Genomic DNA, 18,293 nt, shown 5'->3' on the forward strand with positions numbered 1-18,293 from the left:
CCTGATGGGCCCGGGCTGGTCGGGGGGGGGCTTGTGACGTTTATTATCTTTCCCTGACCCTGCGTGTGCTATACTTGGGGCAAGTTGAGACCGCGAACCGCGCTCCTGAAGCCCACAACGGTGAAGGGAGCGGGTTTGTCTTTTTGGGCTCAACCTGGGTGATTGATTAGTGGAAAAAATCTTCGGACGCACCAACGGTCTCAAGCCTAGCGAGAAGAAACGCCTTGCCAACCTGTACAACCGCCGCGTGGGGGCCAACCGGCTTCTGACCGCCGAGCTTGGCCGCACCCTGGCAGCCCTGTCGGCAGAGCTGGAAAAGCCCATCAGCCTGCTCTTCGACAGGGGAGGGCGGGTAATCCGCGTGGCCGTAGGGGACGCCCGGGAACTGCCCGTACCTGAGTCGGCCCTGGTGGAGACCCGTCTGTCCGGGTATCGCGTGGTGCACACCCACTTAGGCCCGGGGGGGCTTTCGCGGCCCGACCTTTCGATGCTCTTTTTGCATCGGTTGGACGCTATGGCGGCCCTCGAGGTGGCCCAGGGCCACCCCGGGCGGCTGCACCTGGCCCTGCTCTCGCCGCCCAGGGCCGACGAGGAAGACTGGCAGATTCTACCCTCCAGGCCTTACCACGAGTACCTTGAATGGGACGTGACGGCTGCGGTGGCGGCCCTCGAGGAGGAGCTTTCGCGCCAGGCGAGGGGCCTTGACCTGCGGGATGGCTCCGGTGAACGCGCAGTGCTGGTGGGGCTCGACCAGGGCGAGGGGGTGCAGGCTGAGGTAGACCTGGCCGAGCTGGCCGAGCTGGCCCGCACGGCGGGGGCCATCGTCGCCCACAAGGAGCTGGTGTTCCGCCCGAGCCTCGACCCCCGCTACGCGGTGGGGCGCGGCAAGGTGGAGGAGCTTTTATCCCAGGCCTATCACCAGAACGCGGGCACCCTTATTTTTGGCATCGAACTCAGCGCGGCGCAGGCCCGCGAGCTGGAGAGCATGACCGGCCTCAAGGTGCTCGACCGCACCCAGCTAATCCTGGACATCTTCGCCCAGCACGCCCGTACCCCCGAGGCCAAGGTGCAGGTGGAGCTGGCCCAGCTCAAGTACCTGCTGCCGCGGCTGGTCGGCAAAGGCAAGGACCTCTCCCGCCTGGGGGGCGGCATCGGCACCCGGGGGCCGGGCGAGACCAAGCTCGAGGTGGATCGCCGCCGATTGCAGGACCGCATCGCCGAGCTCTCGCGCAAGCTGCACGAAATCGCGGGCCGTCGGCAGGAAACCAGACGCCAACGGGACAGATCGGGCCTGCCCCTGGTGGGGGTGGTGGGCTATACCAACGCGGGCAAGACCACCCTGATGCACGCCCTGGCCAAAAAGGGCGAGGAGGGCGAGAACAAGCTATTTGCCACCCTGCGCCCGCTGACCCGCCGGGGCTTTCTGCCCGGCCTGGGTGAGGTGCTGTACACCGATACGGTGGGGTTCATTCGCCACATGCCCGCCGACTTGCTGGAGGCCTTCCGCTCGACCCTGGAAGAACTTCGCGATGCCGATGTGCTGCTGCACGTTCTGGATGCTTCGCAGGAGGGGGCCCTGGAGCGCTACCAGGTGGTCGAGGCTCTGCTGGCCGACCTGGGGGTGGAAGCCCGGCGGCTTCTGGTGCTGTCCAAGGCCGATCGGGCCGGCGGCTACGACCTCGAGTTCCTCAAGGAGCGCCTGGGCGGCTGGCCGGTCTCGGCGCTCAGAGGGGAGGGCCTGCCGGAACTCAAGCAGGCTCTGGCCAGCACCCTTTTAGCCCAGGGCGTGCGCCCGGCGGCCTGGGCCTATGTGCCGGTGGAAGCCCCCACCGCAGCACCGGCCTCGGCAGACTGAGCGAATTTGGGGTCGGTTATCCGCTGCACGGGGCAGGCAAGGCTCAGGCGGGGCCATCAGTAGGTCTGAAAACCCTTCAGGCCGGTGGCCTCGCTCCACTGCACGTCCAGGTGCTCGACCCTGGCCCCCCGGGGCCCCTGCCGCAGAAGATAGATAAGGTGCTCGAGGTCGGTCTTTTCGCCCTCGGCGACCACCTCGACCCGCCCGTCGGACAGGTTTTCGGCGTAGCCACAGAGGCCCAGCTCGAAGGCCTTCCTGCGGGTGAACTGGCGGTAGCCCACCCCCTGCACCTGTCCACTGACCAGCACGGTAATTCGTAGCACGCCCTCAATCTACAACAAGGCATCGTTGAAGCCTGGCATGGCCGCCGGTAGGAAAGCGGGCAGGAGGGTTTCCTGAAGAGATCGCGGAGGGCATTGGTTGGGTGTGGCCGGTCGTTTTGGACTTGGCCCAAAATTAGGTGCCGCATACGGGGTTGGATTGGCTTGTGATGGGCATTTTCCTAGATTCCACTCAGACTCTTGGGCTAGACTGGGGTTCGTGCGGTTTTGGCGCTGGCTCCCGGCCATCTTGCTCCTCCTGCTGGTGGGGTTGCCGGCCTTTCCGCCGCTCATTGATTACGCCCTCCGCGAGGGCCTTAAGGCCACGGGCTTTTCGGGCCGGTGGCAGGCGGTGGGGGGGTATTTGCTGGGGGGCCTCGAGCTGCGGGGGGCCCGGCTCGAGGGCCATGGGCTACGGCTCGAGGCCCAGCGCCTGCGGATTGGTTACAACCTGCTGAGTTTGCAGCGGCGGGAGCTCCCTTTGCGGATTTTCGCCGAAGAGGGCGATGTTTTTTTGCGCTGGGACGCGATTATTCCCGAACAGCGCCAGCCGGGGGCCCCTTCGCCCATCCGCCTGCGGGTGGACGAGCTGGTGCTGAACCGCGTCAGCGTGCAGATTGAACAAAGCCAGAAGTTTTTCCTGCCCACCCTGCGGGCGACGGTGCGGGGCAGCGGCCCCTACCAGGTCTCGGTGGCGCTGCCGGACGGCAAGCTGAGCGGCACGGTGTGGCGCACCGGGCGTGAGTTTGAGGCCTGGAAGATTCAGGCCCGAGGCGACTTGCGGGCGGCCCGCTACTGGTTTGAGGGCTTCGAGGCGGGGGAACTCGAGGGCACCTGGACGATAGGCCCCAGGGTCAAGAACGGCATCCTGGGCAAGAACCAGATCAGGAACGCGCGGGTCAAAATCGTGGGCTTTAGCCTCAGCGATATTTTTGGCAGCGTGGATTTCGATGGACAGATGGTCACGGCCAACCTGGTGGGGCGGGGGCTGGAGGGCCCCCTCAGGGGTTCGGCCACGGTGGACCTGCCCAACCAGGAGTACCGCTTTCGCGTGGACGGCAACCCCACCCTGCCGGCCCTGGCCCAGACCTTTGGTCTGCGGCTGCCGGTGAGCGGGGGCGGGCCGCTGGTGCTCGAGGGCCGGGGCTGGCAGAACCTGGTGCTGAGCGGGCGCTACCGCGGCGAGGGCCGTCTGCTGAATGAGCCCCTGACCTACGAAGGCACCCTGGCCTTCGACCGGAAATTCCGCCTGGATACCGTTATAGATGGGGCTTTTTTCGACCGCACGTTTCAGGCCACGGTGGCGCTGCGCAACACCGACGAGTACGCTGTAACGCTGCGCGACTCCTTTCGCAGCAACCTGCGCCTGAAGGGAAAGGGTTCCAAGACCCAGGCCGAGGGCGTCCTGGTCTGGCCCCGGCCCCTGCTGGGGGAAGCGGCGGTGCGTTTTTCCAGCACCGGGCCGCGCTGGGGTCTGGCGGTGCAGTCGGAAAACGTCAACCTGCCCACCGCCAGGCCCTTCAGCCTGTCGGGCAGCCTTCAGGGGGAGGGCGCAAAGGTGCAGGGCCGGCTGGGCGCGCTAAACCTGGCTGGCACCTGGGACGACCTAAAGATGCAGCTTTCGGGGCTGGAGCTTGTGGTCGGCCAGCTCAGCGGGCAGGCCGGCCTGAAGGCGGGGCGTTTCAGCGGCGACCTCAACTACGACTCGCCCTACACCCGCTTTCCCATTGCAGTCCGCCAGGAGGGCAATGCCTGGCGGCTTTCCAACCGCTACGCCGAGGGGCTCTATCGCAACGGGGTGTTTTCGCTGGCTGTACGCGATTTGCCCTTGCAAATCCTGGAAGCCTTCAAACTCTCGGGGGAGGTGCGCTACGCCGAAGGGAAGCTCTCGGGCGGCTGGAACCTGCAAAGCGAGCGGGTGGCGGTTGACGGGGAGCTCTACGACCTGGCCACCCGCTACCGGGGCGAGATACGAACCCCCTTGCGGGTTCTGCCCCTCAGCGGGACTGCCGACAGCAGCGGACTCAAGGCCCGGCTCGAGACCCTCGAGATCACCGCCGACGGAACCAACGGGCTGTCGCTGCGGGGGCCGCTTTCGCTGGGGCCGCAGATTCGCCTGGAGGCCAACCTGGGCTTGCAGGGTTCCCGCTACCGGGGCCAGGTGAGCTTTGCCTCACCCTGGCTGAAGGGAGTTGTGGAGGGGCGGGGGGCTACGCTCTGGGCCTCGGCGGATGGCTACGCCGAGCTGTCCGGCCCGGTCTGGCCCACCACCGCGCTGAAGGGTCGCCTGACCCTGCCGCTCTCGGGCGCGGTTGAAGTCCCCTCGGTGCCCCTCGAAGTGAGCCGAACCGAGGTGCGCTGGCCCGGGGGACGGGTCGAGCTGAAGGCCGGTCTTCCCTTTGAAGGTTCGTTGCCGCTGTTGTTGAACCGCGAACCCGGCCGGTTGCAGGCCCGGGGCAACCTCGAGCAAGGCAGTATGGAACTGCGAACCCCCTATGGGGTGTTGAACGGGCAGGGGGCCTGGCGCAGCCTGGCGGTGCGGGGGCGCTTGAGTTACGCCGGCTACGCGGGCGAACTGCAAGGGCAGGCCGATCTGTTTGGGCTGGCCTACCAGGGGCGCCTGCGCCTGCCGCAACTGGAAGGCGGGCTGGAGTTCAGGGGCCGCAGCACCAGCCTGAGCTACTCGGGGCTCTTTCAAAAGGGCCGCCTGACGCTGGCGGGGGATTATCGCCTGGTGGCGGGCAGACCCCTGGAAGGGTTGCGCCTGCGGGCGATTGCCACCGGTTACGACCTGCGCCGCTGGGGGCTGCCGGGAACCCTGACGGGCAACTGGTCGGAGCGGGGTGGTCGCTTGAGCCTGGAAACCCCCTACGGACAGGCCCAGGTTGCGGGGCGGGCCCTGCTGGGGCCGGTGAACCTGGAGGGCCAGAGCCCTTATGGTACGGTGCGCGGCGTGGTTGGTCTCGAGACCGTTGCCCTGCAGGGCAGGGTGCGGCTGCCCTATCTGAGCGGTACGGTAGAGGTGGCAGGGCCGTGGAACAACCTGGAAGCCAGCGGCCAGGGGCGCTACAACCTGCCCTATCTGGAATCCCAGCCCTGGCGGCTCAGTGCGGACGTCCTGGGGCAAACCTGGAAGCTGGAAGGGCCGCTGGAACTGGAAGGAAAGGGGCTTTCCTACGCGGGCCGGGTGAACTGGCCCTACCGGTTGCTCGAGCGGCGCGGGGTTTTGCAGGGTAGCCTGGAGGGGGAGTGGCTGGCCGCGCAAGGGCGTTTTCGCACCACCTTTGACAACCTGCCCCTGACCGCTACCGTGGAGGCCGATGGCGCCAGCCTCGAGCGGCTTCGAGTGGAGTTGAACCTACCGGAAGGCCGGGCCCGGCTGGAGCAGCTGCAACTGGGGTTTGACCTCGAGACCGCCCCGCTGGCCCGAATTTTTAACGCCGATGCGCAGGGGCGTTTGAGCGGGAGCCTGAACCTGGCAGGGCTGGTTCGGTCGGGCGGAGCCTCGCTTCTGGCGCCGGAGGGCGAGGCGGCGGGGCAGCTTTTGGTGTACGGGCAGCGGGTGGAGGTGGATTACAAAGACCGCTCCCTGGCGGCTTTTTTGCCGCAGTACCAGGCCGGAGTGGTGCTGGAGCTCGAGCCCGGCAGCGACCCCCGCCTCCTGGGGGTGGGCGACCTCGAGGGCCTGCTCAGCCTGGGCGAGCAGCTTCAGGGCCGGCTGTCGTACCGCCTGCAGGATGTGAGGGTGGAGGCCCAGATTCGAGGCCCGCGCGGGCGGCCCGAGTTTGCCCTGACGGCCCAGACCCCAGTCGCCACGGTGGAGGCCCAGGGGAGCTATGCCTTGCAGCAGGGCCGGGGGCAGGCCCAGGTTCAGCTGGAGAGCCCCTATGCCCAGGCCAGCCTGGAACTATCCAGCACGGCTAGCAAGTACCAGGCCAGCGGGCGGCTGGCCAGTCTGCAATACCTGCGGCAAAACGGGCCGGTGCGCCTGAGCGGCGAAGGGGCCCGCTGGACCCTGGCCTGGGCTGCGCCCATGCGGGTAGAGGCTCAGGGCCAGGCGGCCCGTCTGGAGGAGGTGCGGCTTGCGGGGCAGGGGAGCCTCGAGGTGGCCGAACGCCGCTTTGCCCTTTCGGGCAACCTGGCCCTGAGCGGGGAAACCTTTACCGGGCGCATGCAGGCCCGAGGGGAGCAGGTGGCCCTGGAAATGCGGGGCGAGGGCTCGAGCCTGCTGGCGCAGGGAACCGCCTACGAAGCGCTGGTGGAGGCCCGCACCAACCGCCGGGGCGACCTGAGCGGCCAGGTGGCCTATAGCCGCACCCTGGCCGCCAGCACCCTAAGCGCACGGGGCACCCTGAGCGGAACCCTGTTCAAGCCCGTGCTGTTGGGCGAGGGCACCCTGGCGGGGCGCGGGGCCGAGGTGGCCCTCCGGTTTGGCTACCGGGAGCAGCTCTGGGCCGAAGCCGAGGGCGCCGGGTTGTCGGCCCGCCTGGCCGGGGCTCTGGTCAGGCTCCAGATGGACAGCGACCTCGAGCCTTTCGTGGGCCTGCCCCTGCGCCTTCAGGCTCAGGCCGAAGGCCCCTGGGAGACCCTGCGCCTGCCGCTGAGGCTGAGCGGCCCCAACCTCGAGGCCACCGGTACGGCCTTCCCGGCCCGGTTGCAGGCCCAGATTGGGGGCCGCTACGAGCAGCAACGTTTTGACCTGGGCTACGACGGCCAGCTGCAACTGCGGCTGGATGGCCCGTATGCCAGCGGCACCGCCCGCTGGGCGGGCGATGCGCCCAGGGGGTTGCTGCAACTGGATCTGCCGCTGCCGGGTGGGCGTCTGGTGGGCCAGGCCAGCCTGGAGGCGGGCCGGGTGGAACTCGAGGGCCGGGAGGGCTGGCAGGGCAGCCTGCGGGGGCAGTTGCGTGAGGGCTGGAGCCAGCCCGCCCGCTGGCAGCTCGAGGCCAACCTGCAAGGCCCCCTGCCGGGCCTGAGCCCCGCCGAAGCCAGTCGGCTTCGCTTGCAGGGCCGCCTCGACCTCGACGCCGCGCCGCTGGCCCTGCGGGGCAGCGCCGAGGTGCAGGTGCCGGAGTGGGGCGCAGTGCAGCTCAGGGCCCAGGGCAGCGAGATTGACCTGCGCGGCCTGGCCGAGCTGGCCCCGCTCACCGGAAGCCTGCGTTTGAGCCCCCTGGAGGTCAACTGGTCGTATGTGGGGCCCCTGCCCCGGGGCCTGGGGAACCTCGAGGCCCGCGGCACCTATCCGGGCCGGTGGATGGTGGGCAAGTACCAGATAGCCGGCCAGAGCGCCCAGGTCGAAGGCCAGGAGGCCCGGTTGCGTTTGCAGGCCCCGGGCTTGGAGGCCACCCTGACCCCAGGCGGGCTCGAGGCCCGCCTTCAAAACTACAACCTGAGCGGCCTCCGACTGAACGGGCAGGTCGGCGGCCCCTGGAATGGCCTGGAGGGCAGGCTCGAGTGGGATGCCCTGGGCCGCCGGGGTACCCTCCAGGCCACCTGGCAGCAAAACCGCTTGCAGGCCAGCCTCGAGGGAGACTTGCAGGGCACGCTGGGCTACGCCCAGACCTGGTCGGGGGGGCTGCGTTTCCGTGAGGGCAGGCTCGAGCTTTCCGGGGCCGGCATTCCCACCGTGGAGGGCGAGGTGCTGGGCCTGGCCCTGCGCCTGCGCTATCCCATGCTCCAGGTTGCCCCCAACCGCGAGAGCCTGGAGAGCCCAACCCCGGCCAGCACCCGCCGGGCCAGCAGCCTGATGATCAACCTCTCCGAGCGCAGCGCCTCCGGCGAACTCGACGTGCGGAATGTGGAAGTGCGGGGCCAGGGGCCGGAGCTCGAGGCCGTGTATCCCTTTGCGGGGGGGCGCCTGGTCGCGGGCCTGGACTTGCAGACCTTTGCCGTGCGCCTGTCCGCCCCCGAGCTGGGATCGGGAGAGCTTCAGTTCAGGCAGGGCCAGCTCAGCGGAGAGCTGGAACTTTCGGCCTACGGAATGGGCCTGGCTTTGCAGGGCAACGGCGCCAGGGCCAATGTGCGCGCGTCCCACCCCGACTCTCCCTGGCTTCCCTGGAAAAACGGTGCATTGACCGGCCAGCTTGGTCTGGATGGGGGCTGGAAACTGACCTACCGCGATGGAGAAGAAAAGCAGCAGATTGAAGCCGAGGGACGCCTGCTGGATGCCGTCCTGAGCGCCAGGGGGCCCTGGCTTCAGGGCCAGATCCGATACTCCGGGCAGGGAGACTGGCAGGGCAACCTCAACATCAACCTGCCCCTGGAGCTGCTGGCCAGCCGGCTCCAGCTCGAAATTGAGGGGAAGGAAACCCTCACGGCCAGAGGCAGCCTCACCGGTGACCTGGGGGGCCTGGCCGTGGAAGCCAGCCTGGCCCGCGATGGACTGCGGGCCCGTGCGGGCTTCAAGGAACTCGCACTGGAGGAAGTCCCGCTGGTCAGCAGCCGACTGCCCTTCCTGACCGGACGGGCGACCGGGTCGCTGGATTACAGCCAGGGCCAGCTCGAGTTCAACCTGAGCAGCCCCGGCCTGCGGGTTAGGGGCGACGACCTGGCCCTGGCCACCCGCGCCCAGGGCTCCTTCAGCAACGGCTCGCTGCGGGCCGACCTTAGCTTCGAGCGCCCCATAGGCCTGGGCTCGCTGGGCGAAAACGGGGTGCTGGGCTCCAACCGCACCACCGCCCGGGTTCGGCTGGAAAATGGCATCCTGAGCGGGGAAGTTGCCGCTGCATCCTTCCCACTGCACTGGCTCTTTTCGACCTGGGCGGGCGACCTGGCGGGACAGGCTTTTTGGACGGGCCAGACCACCTTCAGCCTCAACACCCGCAACCCCTGGGCCTCCCGGGGCATCTGGGTAGGGGAGTACCTGCGCTTCCAGGGGGGCGGCGACACCCTGGTCGGCAGGGCTGCCCTGCGCTTTGAGCAGGAGCGGCTCTACATTGACCAGCTGGCCCTCTCGGGCAAGGGCACCTGGAGCGGCTCGGGTTACTATGGGCGGCAGGGCAGCAACCTTCGCCTAAACCTGGAAAACACCAGTTTCACCCCCGTTTTGCAGGTCATTCCCAACCTCAAACCCCTCACCCCCGAGGGCAGCGGAACCCTGCGCCTGGCCTCCAGCGGCCAGGTTTTCGACCTGACACTGGAAAACTTCAACTTCAAACTGGGGCCCATGCGGGCCGAAACCCCAAGGGCGGTGTTGCGGGTAGGCGAGACGGCCAGCGCGGAAGGGCGCATCCGGCTCACAGCGCCCTATCCTGCCGAAGCTCAGCTCTCCGGCGAGGGCAACCTCAGCAACTTTACCGTGCGGGCGCGGGGCGCCGCCAACCTGCCGCTTCTGAGCCCCGATGAGCCGTTTGTCCTGAGCTTCAACTACCCGGCCTATACCGTGGACGCCAACCTGGAAAAGCAGGAAGCCCGCCTGTACGGAACCCTGTTTCCTCAGCTGATCCTGACCCTGCAAGGGGCGGTGCCGGTTCGGTACCCACAGTATTTTTTGCTCGAGGGTCTGCTCGAGACCAACCTGATCCTGCGCTACTTGCGGGGGGCCTACATTGTTCAGGGTTCTGCCGATGTGGTTCGGGCCCGGCTGGGGTTCCCCGAGGGGCAGCGCGAGGTGACCATTGCGGCCCCCCCGGAGCCGGGGGCCACCCGCGCAGCCAACACGGTTCCTGTGGAGTTCAACAACGTTCGCCTGCGGGCCGAGCGGGGCATCCTCATCCAGGAAACCCTGGCCCAGGGCGAGCTGGCCGGTGAGCTATTTCTCAACGGCGACTTTACCAATCCCTTCCTCTCCGGGGAGGTGGTGCCCCTCCGGGGCAACTTCAAGCTCTGGGACCGGGACTTCACCATTCGGGACCGTTCGCCGGAGGAACGCAGCTACGCCCGCTTCAGTCCGGCAGACGGCATCCTGCCCGATTTACAGATTGTGGCCGATACCCTGGTGCAAGACCGGGGCCAGGACAACCGGCGCATCCAGATCAACCTGACCCTCAAAGGTGAGTTTGTGCGGCAGAACGGGCGCATCAAGGTCAACCTGACCCCCACCTTTGTGGCCCGTTTCAACAACGATACAGCCCGCAAAAACGACGGTCAGCCCTATACCGATGCCGAAATCTATGCCCTGTTGTTGCTGGGCCGCTCCGACCTCTCGGCGTTGCCGGCGGACATCGCCCAGACCGGACTGCAAGCGGCGGTTCAGAACTTTATCGTGGGACAGCTCGAGCGCGAGCTGGCCAAAGCCCTGGGGCTCGACCAGGTCAGGGTCGAGATTCCGGCCCTGAACGGCGGCACCATCGAGGAGACCCGCTTTACCATCGGACGCTATTTGTCGCCCGAACTCTTCTTTGCCTACACGGTTGATCTGCGGGGCTACCAGACCATCTTTGCCGAATACCAGCAGGGCGATTACCGGCTTCGCTTCAGCAGCGAGATCTTCCCCCAACCCCGGCCCGAGCTCTCCTTCGGCTATACCATTCGCCCCATCGGGGCCGACCTGACCTTCGACATTGCGACCGGCATAGGGGATGGTTCCCGCACCGATGGGGTCAAGTTCGGCATTGGTTTTACCTTCCGCTTTTAGCGCCTGTCCCGGCGTTGGCTCCTGCAAAGGGCGGACTCTGTGCCAGGGTTGCGCAAACCCCAACTGCGGGGAACCCCTACAGCAACTTCGGGCGCACAAGCCATCGTGCTCTTCACAGACGTGGTGGCCCACGAAAAGGAGAAGGGACAAGTGTCTGCGTTGCGTCTGGGCCGAGACGCATGTTTTCGAGTTTCCAGGCCGCCTCTGTTCTGTCCAGGACAAAGCTTTCTTATAGTCGAATGACTCTAAATATGTGAAGACGGCTCTAAAACCCTTGTTGCTACCACAGTTTTCAAGTTCAAGCAAACCGCGTTGGCGTTCCAAACACCTTGTTTGACCGAACCGTTCATGCAGGCTCCAGCCGTCCGGGCTAAAGAATCGGGCCTGGCCGAAGATGGCTGGGCTGCTCCTGGTGGCCGGGGTCTAGCCGAAACAAGGGCGGCTGGCCGGGGGGAAACAACCAGAGCGCTCTGAAAGTGGGCCGGCTTGGGGCAGGGCTATCCCGGCTGATTCGCAGGCTTTGAACCGTACCGGCTCAGGATGGTCTCGCGGGTAATATAGACCACCTGCGCAGGCGCACTGAACAAATGGCGAGCAATTTCGCCCCGGTACAACCAGGCAAACCAGGCGGTGGTTATTTTGGACTGAAGCTCCATGGCCTTGGGCACCGGATGGGTTTGGAAACCCAGGGTCAGCGCACCCTGCCCCAGATAGCTGTAGCCGAACAGAAACTGCACCTCGGGGTGCTCCTCCAAAAACTTTGCGACCTCCTTGAAGGTTTCCCGGAAGGCTCGCAAGACCTGCATGGTGGACATGTCGGCCATGCGGGCCGACTCGAAGTGGATGTGGGCGCAGGGCGTTCCCCTGGGGTACTCGGGCAGGTCGGGGCCCGGATAGGCCTGGATTTCCAGGCGCAGGATGTGGTTGTACCGATGCCCTACCTTGATATTCCCCACCCTGCGGTCGTAGCGTTCCTCGTGGCCCTGGTTGATCCGGATCAGCCCCTGGCGCGGCCCCAGCGGCTTGAGGGCCAGCTCATTCATCGTGACGGCTTGATACCCGTTTTCGACCAGTTGAGGCAGGAGCAGCTCCAGCACCTTCAGCGAGCGGGCCGGGCCATCGTGCAGGAGCACCACAGAACCCCCCTTGAGGTAGAACATCATGCGATTGACCAGCTGTTCTGCGGGTTTCTCCAGCCAGTCCTGTGACTCCAGATCCCACAGCGCGACCTGCTTGCCCAGCATCCGGGCAAACAGGCGGGTAAAGGGGGAGTGGATGCCCCAGGGCGGGCGGTAAAGCCGACCCGGGCTTTTTTGAATGTGCACCCACTCGGTCCAGGGGGCCATCAGCACGGCGGGGCGGTGCCAGTAGCCGTGGGCTTCAATCTGGTGGCCTGCGGCGGCGATTTTCTGAACCAGATCGGGTCGCTCTTCGGCCCGCTGTCCGGTCAGGAAGAAGGTGGCCTTGCAGTCATACCGCTGTAGCAGCTCCAAAATGGCCTCGGTTTGGTCGGAAGGGCCGTCGTCAAAGGTCAGGGCTACCCGAGGTTCGGCCCGGCTGCCCCAGGCGAGCGCACCTAGGCCCATCCATCGCCCCAGCACATCGGCCAGAGCATAGACCAGCAGAACTGCGACCAGCAGCGTGCTGATTAGGGTTGCGGTGTCCACCAGGGCCTCCAGAGCGCAAAAACGTAGAAAATGCTAAGCAGCAGCATGATAGTTCCCCCTGCAAAGAAGGGCGCATTGTTGGCGATGGCGGCGGCCAGCACCCCGCCCACCGCAGGGCCAATGGCGTGCCCCAGCCCTTCCACCGTCATCAGGGTGCCCCAGGCGGCGGCCCGATTGTTTTCGGGCAGCAGGCGCACCACCAGCGCATTCCAGGCCGGGCCAAAGCAACCGAAGCCCACCCCGCCTACCACCGCCAGCAGCAGCAAGGCCGGCAGCTCTGGTTTCAGGCCCAGCCCCATCATGGCCAGCCCGATGAGCAACAACCCCACAATCAGCAGCTCGCGGGGGCTTTTGCGGTCGGCGTAGCGGCCTGTCCAGATTAAAAGCACCATGGAGAGGCCCCCACCGAGGACAATCAGAACGGTGATCCAGAAAATACTCAGGCCCAGGCTCTGGGCATACTTGAGTATGTAGAAGCTGAACAGGGCCGGGGCGAAGGTCTGCCCGAAGGCGGCGGGGATAAACAGCAAAAGCCGCCGCCAGGGGTAAAGCTCCTGCCGCGGTGGCCGCACGCGCTCGGGGCGGAAGATGAGCGAGAGGCCAATCAGGATAACTGTTACCTGAATCCACTCGAGCACGCTCAGGGCCAGATTGGGGTTCACTTTGGTCAAAAAACCAATTCCGAGTACCCCAATCCCCGTCCAGGGGGCGGTCAGCATGTTGGTCAGGGTGACCGCCCGGCCCTCCCGGCCCTGCACCGCGACCTGGCTGCTCAGGGTCAGCAGGCCCGGAAATATCGCCGAGAGCGACACACCCCAGACCAGGCTCAGGGCAAACAGCAGCAGCGGAGATGAGGCCTGCGGGACAATGAGCAGTGCAACCAGCCCCACCGACCCCGCCGCCAGGGTGACGATGCCCATCCCCAGCTTTTGTGAGAGAAACCCCCCCAGGCTTTTGCTAAAGCTATCGGACAGCAGGTGAATGCTCCAGGCGGTACCGATGACCGCCAGGGTGAAGCCCAGGTTTCCCCCGTGAATCGCCAGATAACCGGCATAGAAACCGTTGCGCACCCCTTCCAAAAGACCCCAGGCCAGGATGAGACGCCCAACCGCCGATAATCCTTTGAGGCGCCAGGGAGAAAGACGTTGTAACTTGAGGCGCACGGCTTAGAGTATACCTGTGCGAATCTCGGTGGTGGTTCCTGCCCGCAATGAAGAGGCCTTTATCGAAGGGTGTTTGCAAGCCTTGCAGGGCCAGACCCTTCGGCCCGACGAGATTATCGTGGTGGACAACGGTTCCACCGACGGAACGGCAGAGCTGGCGGTACGTATGGGGGCCAGGCTGGTCAGCTGCCCCACCCCTGGGGTGGCGGTGGCGCGACAGGCCGGCCTCGAGGCCGCCACGGGCGACTGGGTCGCCACCACCGACGCCGACAGTCGGCCCGTTGCGGGCTGGCTCGAGGCCCTGTACCCCCACATGGAACGAAGCGTGGCCCTGTACGGCCCCCTGCGCATGTTTGGCCTGCCGGCCTGGCAGGAAGAACTGACCGAGCTGGGCTACGGGGTCTTCCTCAAGCTGATGGGCTTACTGGGCCGGCCCAACCTGGCCGCGGCCAACATGGCCTTTCACCGCCAGACCGCTCTGGAATTGGGCGGTTATCCCCTGGTCGAGGCCCGGGAGGATGTGCTGCTGGGTTGGAAACTGATGGCCCGGGGCCCGGTGCGCTACGTGCGCGATGCGCTGGTGCTCACCTCGGCCCGGCGGGTTCGGGGGGGGTGGCTCAAATTCCTCTGGCAACAGGCCAGAAACCTTAGCGGGAATTCGACAGGCTACTTTGCGGCAGGCGAGGGAAGGGAATCTTGAGGCGCCGGGGCTCAAACTCGACCAGCCGGGTGGCCTCGTCGTAGATGGTTACAATCTGTTCTGCAACCCGGCGGGCGGTGCGCCGGTCGGCAAACTTGCGGGCTCCTTCGCTAAAGCGCAGCCGCAAGCCTTCATCGCGCAGCAGTTCCAGGGCTCGCTCGGCCATGCTGCGGTAATCGCCCGGTTGCACCAGGTAGCCGCTGCTGCCCACCTCAACCCCCTGCAAGGTGCCCTCGGCCCCCACCGCCACCACCGGCACCCCCACCGCCTGGGCCTCCCAGATGACGAGCCCCTGGGTCTCGGTCTCGCTGGCAAACAAAAATAGCTCGGCCATGCGGTAATAGCCCCCGATTTTCTCGTAGGGCACTGGCCCCACAAAGGTCAGGTGCTCATGCACCCCCAGCGCATGGGCCAGCTGGGTCAGCTCTTCCTGGTCGGGCCCCATGCCCACCAGGGCCAGGTGGGCGTCCGATTCCTTGCGAATCTCGGCTAGGGCCCGGATCACCACATCCACGCTTTTTTCCTTGCCCAGCCGCCCCACGTGCAGCAGGCGGCGCTTGCCGGCGGGCCAGGGCGAAACCGGGTCGGGGGCGGCTTGCAGGATGTCGGTATCAATGCCGGTGGGGATTACTTTTATCTCTCGCTCAATTTCGTAGCTCTCGGCCAGCTTCTTGACCGGGTCGGTGGGGGCGATGACCACGTCGGCGCGGTTGTAAAAAGCCTGACAGACCTTTTGCATGATGCCCACGTACTTGTCCAGCATGGCCACGCCAGGGATGTAGTGGGCGTATTTTTCCAGGTGGGTGTGAAAGGTCGAGACGTGAGGCAGGCGGTTGCGGTAGGCCAGCCGGGCCCCCCAGATGCCAATAAACAGGGGGGTGTGGGTATGGAAAATCTCGAACTCGGTGGGCAGCAGGCGGCTGCTGGGCATGGCCAGCCGCTGGTTTTCGAAGAAGGGGTAGGGCACGCTGGGCACCCGCACCACCCAATCCTCCCTGGGGTCGGCGTCGGGCATCTCGGGGGCCAGCACCCAGGCCTCGTGGCCCATGCGGCGCAGCTCGCGCTTGAGTAGATAGACGCTGGTGGCGACCCCGTTTGGCCCTGGCAGGTAGGTGTCGGTAAACAGGCCAATGCGGTATAGGCGCACGGGTCTATGTTAGCACAGCCTTCAATTGTGGCTTTTCGAGGGGGTTTCGCACCTCACAAGGGCTGGCAGGGGCGCATTTTCAGTATTTTGGAGGGGGATTGCGAAGTCCCTCGAGCCACCCCTTCAGGATTATTCTCGCGCCCCCCAAGCCCCGCCCACGCAGTCGGGCCAGAAAAACCCCCAGGCTGTTGAGCGCCCAGAAGGCTTTTCCCAGCGGTCCGAAAGCATCGGAGCGAACCAGCCAGGCCCGGTTGCGGGCCTCGAGGTAAAACTGCTCGTCGGTAGCAGTGACCGCCGAGCTAAAGGGGTTCCGGGTCTTGTGCACCACCACGCTGTCCGGAACCAGGAAGCCCAGGCCCCGTCGCAGAAGCCTTCCCGAGAACTCGAGGTCGTCGTTCCAGAGAAAGTAGTCCTTGGTCGGCAGCGGGTGTTGTAGGGCCGCAGTACGGCTGACCAGCATGGAAGCGTAGGTGCCAAAGCGAACCGGCATCAACTTGTGCTCCCTGGACTTCATCAGCAAGGCCGGACGACGAAGGTCGGGCCAGGGAATGCCCATGGGGTGTACACGTCCGTCGGTCCAGAGCAGCCGGCTCAGAAGCAGGTTGGGCTCAAGGCCCATCCTCCGCACTCGAGCGAGGCCCTCGAGCAACCGTAAAAGACTGTCTGGCTCGGGGTGCGCGTCGTCGTCGAGCAGCCAGATCCAGTCGTATTCCAGGCCCCTGGCCAGGGCCAGGCCGTGATGAAAACCGCCAGCAGCGCCGGTGTTTTCCGGCAGGCGGACGTACCGGAAGGCCGGAAACTGCTCGAGCACCATCTCCTGGGTGCCATCGGTGGAGGCATTGTCCAGCACCAGCACCCCAGCTGGTGGGTGGGACTGTTGTGCCACGCGGTGTAGACATTCCTCGAGAAGGGTCTTGCGGTTGTGGGTGACCACCAGAACCAGCACGCTATCCGGCATGGACACCCCGTAAAGCCAGCACCTGGCGAATCTCCTGGGCAATGTGGGGCAAGGCCCCCCTGGGCCCGTTGCGCTCGAGGCCCTCTTTTCGCGCTGCCTCGCGGGCTTGCTCGTCCGTCAAAAAAGCCCGCACGGTTTCTGCCACCACCTCGGTCTTCGGTTGCACCAGGCGCAAAGCCTTGCCCAGCAACCGGCTTTGCCGCAGGGCGTTGGGGTAGATGTACTGCGGGCCGGGGGTGGGGAAGGCCACCACCGGAATCCCCATCCCGGCGGCCTGTTCGTTGGCGGTGCCGGCGGTGCCGATGGCCACCTGCCCCACGTGCAATATGGCTGAGAAAGCACCCCGCAACAACCAGACCCGGTGCGGGCCTTGCTGGGCAAGGGCGGTGTGGTCGTCGAGTACGCTGAGCGACCAGCCCTCTGCCAGGGGCACCTGGGAAAAATCGCCCGCCCAGGCCACCAGCCCCTGCATCTCGGGCAGCAGGGCGGCGCTTTGGAGCATCAGCGGCAGGCTAAAGCGCACGTCGCCGCGGGTGCCGGGCAGCAAGACCAGCACCGGCCTGCCGTCCAGCAAGCCGCTTAAGTCGCGTTCGGGTGGGGGCAGGGTGTCCATGGCCATGCTGCCCACAAAGCGGGCTTTGTGCAGGCCCAGCCGGTGCGCCCGTTGCTCGCTTAGCGGGTCGCGCACGTACACCGCCCGCACGAAGCGGTGCATCCAGCGCTCGTAGAACATGTAGTCCTCGGCGGCGAACTGGTTGGGCTGCCTGAGCCGCTCCCACACACTCCGGCCCCCCCAGTAGTAGTGCGAGATTTGGGGCTGGAGGTGAAAGAGCGGTAGCCGCCCCCAGTTGGAGGCCAGCACCCCGATGGCCAGGGCGTAGGCATCGCCGACCACGGCCACCGCCCGCACCTCGCGGCGGGCCAGCTGGGCGGCTTGAATCTGGCGGAGGATTTCCAGGTGAAACCCCGCCCTCAGGTCGGCCAGCAGGTTGTCCAGGCTGTTGAAGGGGAAGCCCCCCGAGGGCATCTGGGTGCGGGGGCCCAGGATGCGCTCCACCCGGCCCTCGTAGCGCCGCCCGGCCCCCACCAGCGGGAGGGCCGCCAAGGACAGGCCCTCCAGGTGCTGGCAGAGGGTGGCGCCAATCAGGTCTTCGGCGTTGCCGCCCGAGATGATGAGCAGGTCGGTCATGCCAGTGTTGCCGGGGCCTGCATCTGCTCCAGGGTCGCCTGCAAGGCCAGCTCAATGGCCTGGGCCTGGGTGCGAAGCGGAACGAAGGGCTGGGGCTTGTGCAGGGCCAGGGTCTCGTCCGGGGGCAGGTGGATGAACCCGGCGGGCACCTCAGATGGCAGGGAGGAAAGGGCCAGGTACATCACCTGGTTGCACAGGTACAGCCCCGCGCTGTTGCTGATCACACCGGGAATGCCGGCCTCGGCCCAGCGGGCCAGGATGACCCGGAGGGGCAGGCGGGTGTGCAGGGCCAGGGGCCCCCCAGGCAGAATGGGGGTGTCTTGCAGGCGGTGCCCGCCGTTGTCGGGGATTTCAAAGTCGAGCAGGTTGACCGCCAGACGCTCGAGCGAGAGTAGCGCCCGGCCCGCGGCCAGCCCCAGGTGCAGCACCAAGCTCGGTCGGTGTTGCCGATAAAGCTCATCCAGAGCCGCTGGAACCCGGCGGGCATCCACCGGGAGGGTGGCCCGCACCAGGGGGGCGGTACCCAGGCGCTCGGGGAGGTGCTCGAGCAAAGCCTGGCTGGGGTTGTGCGGCCACCCCGCAAAAGGCTCAAAGCCAGTCACCAGAATCTTCACGCTGATAGTGTAACAAGTCCCGCTTTGGGGGCCGGTGAGTGGCGGTAGACTACGGTGCTTCCCCAGGGTCGGCCCTGGGGAAGGAATTGGTTTTGTGAAAAAAGA

General features: G+C 66.3%; 10 protein-coding genes. 3 read left to right on the forward strand and 7 right to left on the reverse strand.

Annotation, left to right across the window (positions count from 1 at the left end):
• Positions 1-169 precede the first annotated feature (169 nt).
• The gene (gene hflX / locus NZN28_RS03100) at positions 170-1,855 is read left to right on the forward strand and encodes a GTPase HflX (protein ID WP_295395307.1); all 1,686 of its coding nucleotides are present in this window, start codon (positions 170-172) and stop codon (positions 1,853-1,855) included.
• A 56-nt stretch (positions 1,856-1,911) separates the two neighbouring features.
• Here hflX and NZN28_RS03105 read toward each other — a convergent pair whose 3' ends face one another.
• Entirely contained in the window at positions 1,912-2,178 is a 267-nt protein-coding gene (locus NZN28_RS03105) for an acylphosphatase (protein ID WP_295395308.1), read from the reverse strand.
• A 217-nt stretch (positions 2,179-2,395) separates the two neighbouring features.
• On the opposite strand from NZN28_RS03105, the gene NZN28_RS03110 reads away from it, so the two are divergent.
• Complete coding sequence (locus tag NZN28_RS03110) at positions 2,396-10,750, forward strand: translocation/assembly module TamB domain-containing protein (protein WP_295395309.1); 8,355 nt, start codon at positions 2,396-2,398, stop codon at positions 10,748-10,750.
• Positions 10,751-11,247: 497 nt separating this feature from the next.
• Here the strand turns inward: NZN28_RS03110 and NZN28_RS03115 are convergent, their stop codons facing one another.
• Together NZN28_RS03115 and NZN28_RS03120 are read right to left on the reverse strand one after the other, a co-directional pair.
• Complete coding sequence (locus NZN28_RS03115) at positions 11,248-12,417, reverse strand: polysaccharide deacetylase family protein (protein ID WP_295395310.1); 1,170 nt, start codon at positions 12,415-12,417, stop codon at positions 11,248-11,250.
• Positions 12,399-13,580, reverse strand: coding sequence for an MFS transporter (locus NZN28_RS03120; protein ID WP_295395311.1), 1,182 nt, complete (start codon positions 13,578-13,580; stop codon positions 12,399-12,401). Before NZN28_RS03120 ends, NZN28_RS03115 begins: the two co-directional genes overlap by 19 nt.
• Before the next feature lie 16 nt (positions 13,581-13,596).
• Here NZN28_RS03120 and NZN28_RS03125 point away from each other — a divergent pair, with 16 nt between their 5' ends.
• A complete protein-coding gene (locus NZN28_RS03125) occupies positions 13,597-14,280 on the forward strand; it encodes a glycosyltransferase family 2 protein (RefSeq protein ID WP_295395312.1) in 684 nt (227 codons plus the stop codon).
• Here NZN28_RS03125 and NZN28_RS03130 read toward each other — a convergent pair.
• The 4 genes from NZN28_RS03130 to NZN28_RS03145 all read right to left on the reverse strand — a co-directional run bounded on the left by NZN28_RS03130 (position 14,228) and on the right by NZN28_RS03145 (position 18,188).
• A complete protein-coding gene (locus NZN28_RS03130) occupies positions 14,228-15,427 on the reverse strand; it encodes a glycosyltransferase (RefSeq protein WP_295395313.1) in 1,200 nt (399 codons plus the stop codon). The genes NZN28_RS03125 and NZN28_RS03130 overlap by 53 nt on opposite strands.
• 79 nt (positions 15,428-15,506) lie before the next feature.
• Positions 15,507-16,385 (reverse strand): glycosyltransferase, encoded by an 879-nt coding sequence (locus NZN28_RS03135; protein WP_295395314.1) that lies wholly within the window; start codon positions 16,383-16,385, stop codon positions 15,507-15,509.
• A complete protein-coding gene (locus NZN28_RS03140) occupies positions 16,375-17,574 on the reverse strand; it encodes a lipid-A-disaccharide synthase-related protein (protein ID WP_295395315.1) in 1,200 nt (399 codons plus the stop codon). The genes NZN28_RS03135 and NZN28_RS03140 overlap by 11 nt, the downstream gene beginning before the upstream one ends.
• Complete coding sequence (locus NZN28_RS03145) at positions 17,571-18,188, reverse strand: pyroglutamyl-peptidase I (protein WP_295395316.1); 618 nt, start codon at positions 18,186-18,188, stop codon at positions 17,571-17,573. Before NZN28_RS03145 ends, NZN28_RS03140 begins: the two co-directional genes overlap by 4 nt.
• Positions 18,189-18,293 lie beyond the last annotated feature (105 nt).

The sequence above is a fragment of the Meiothermus sp. genome (assembly GCF_025056915.1).
Classification (GTDB): Bacteria; Deinococcota; Deinococci; order Deinococcales; family Thermaceae; genus Meiothermus.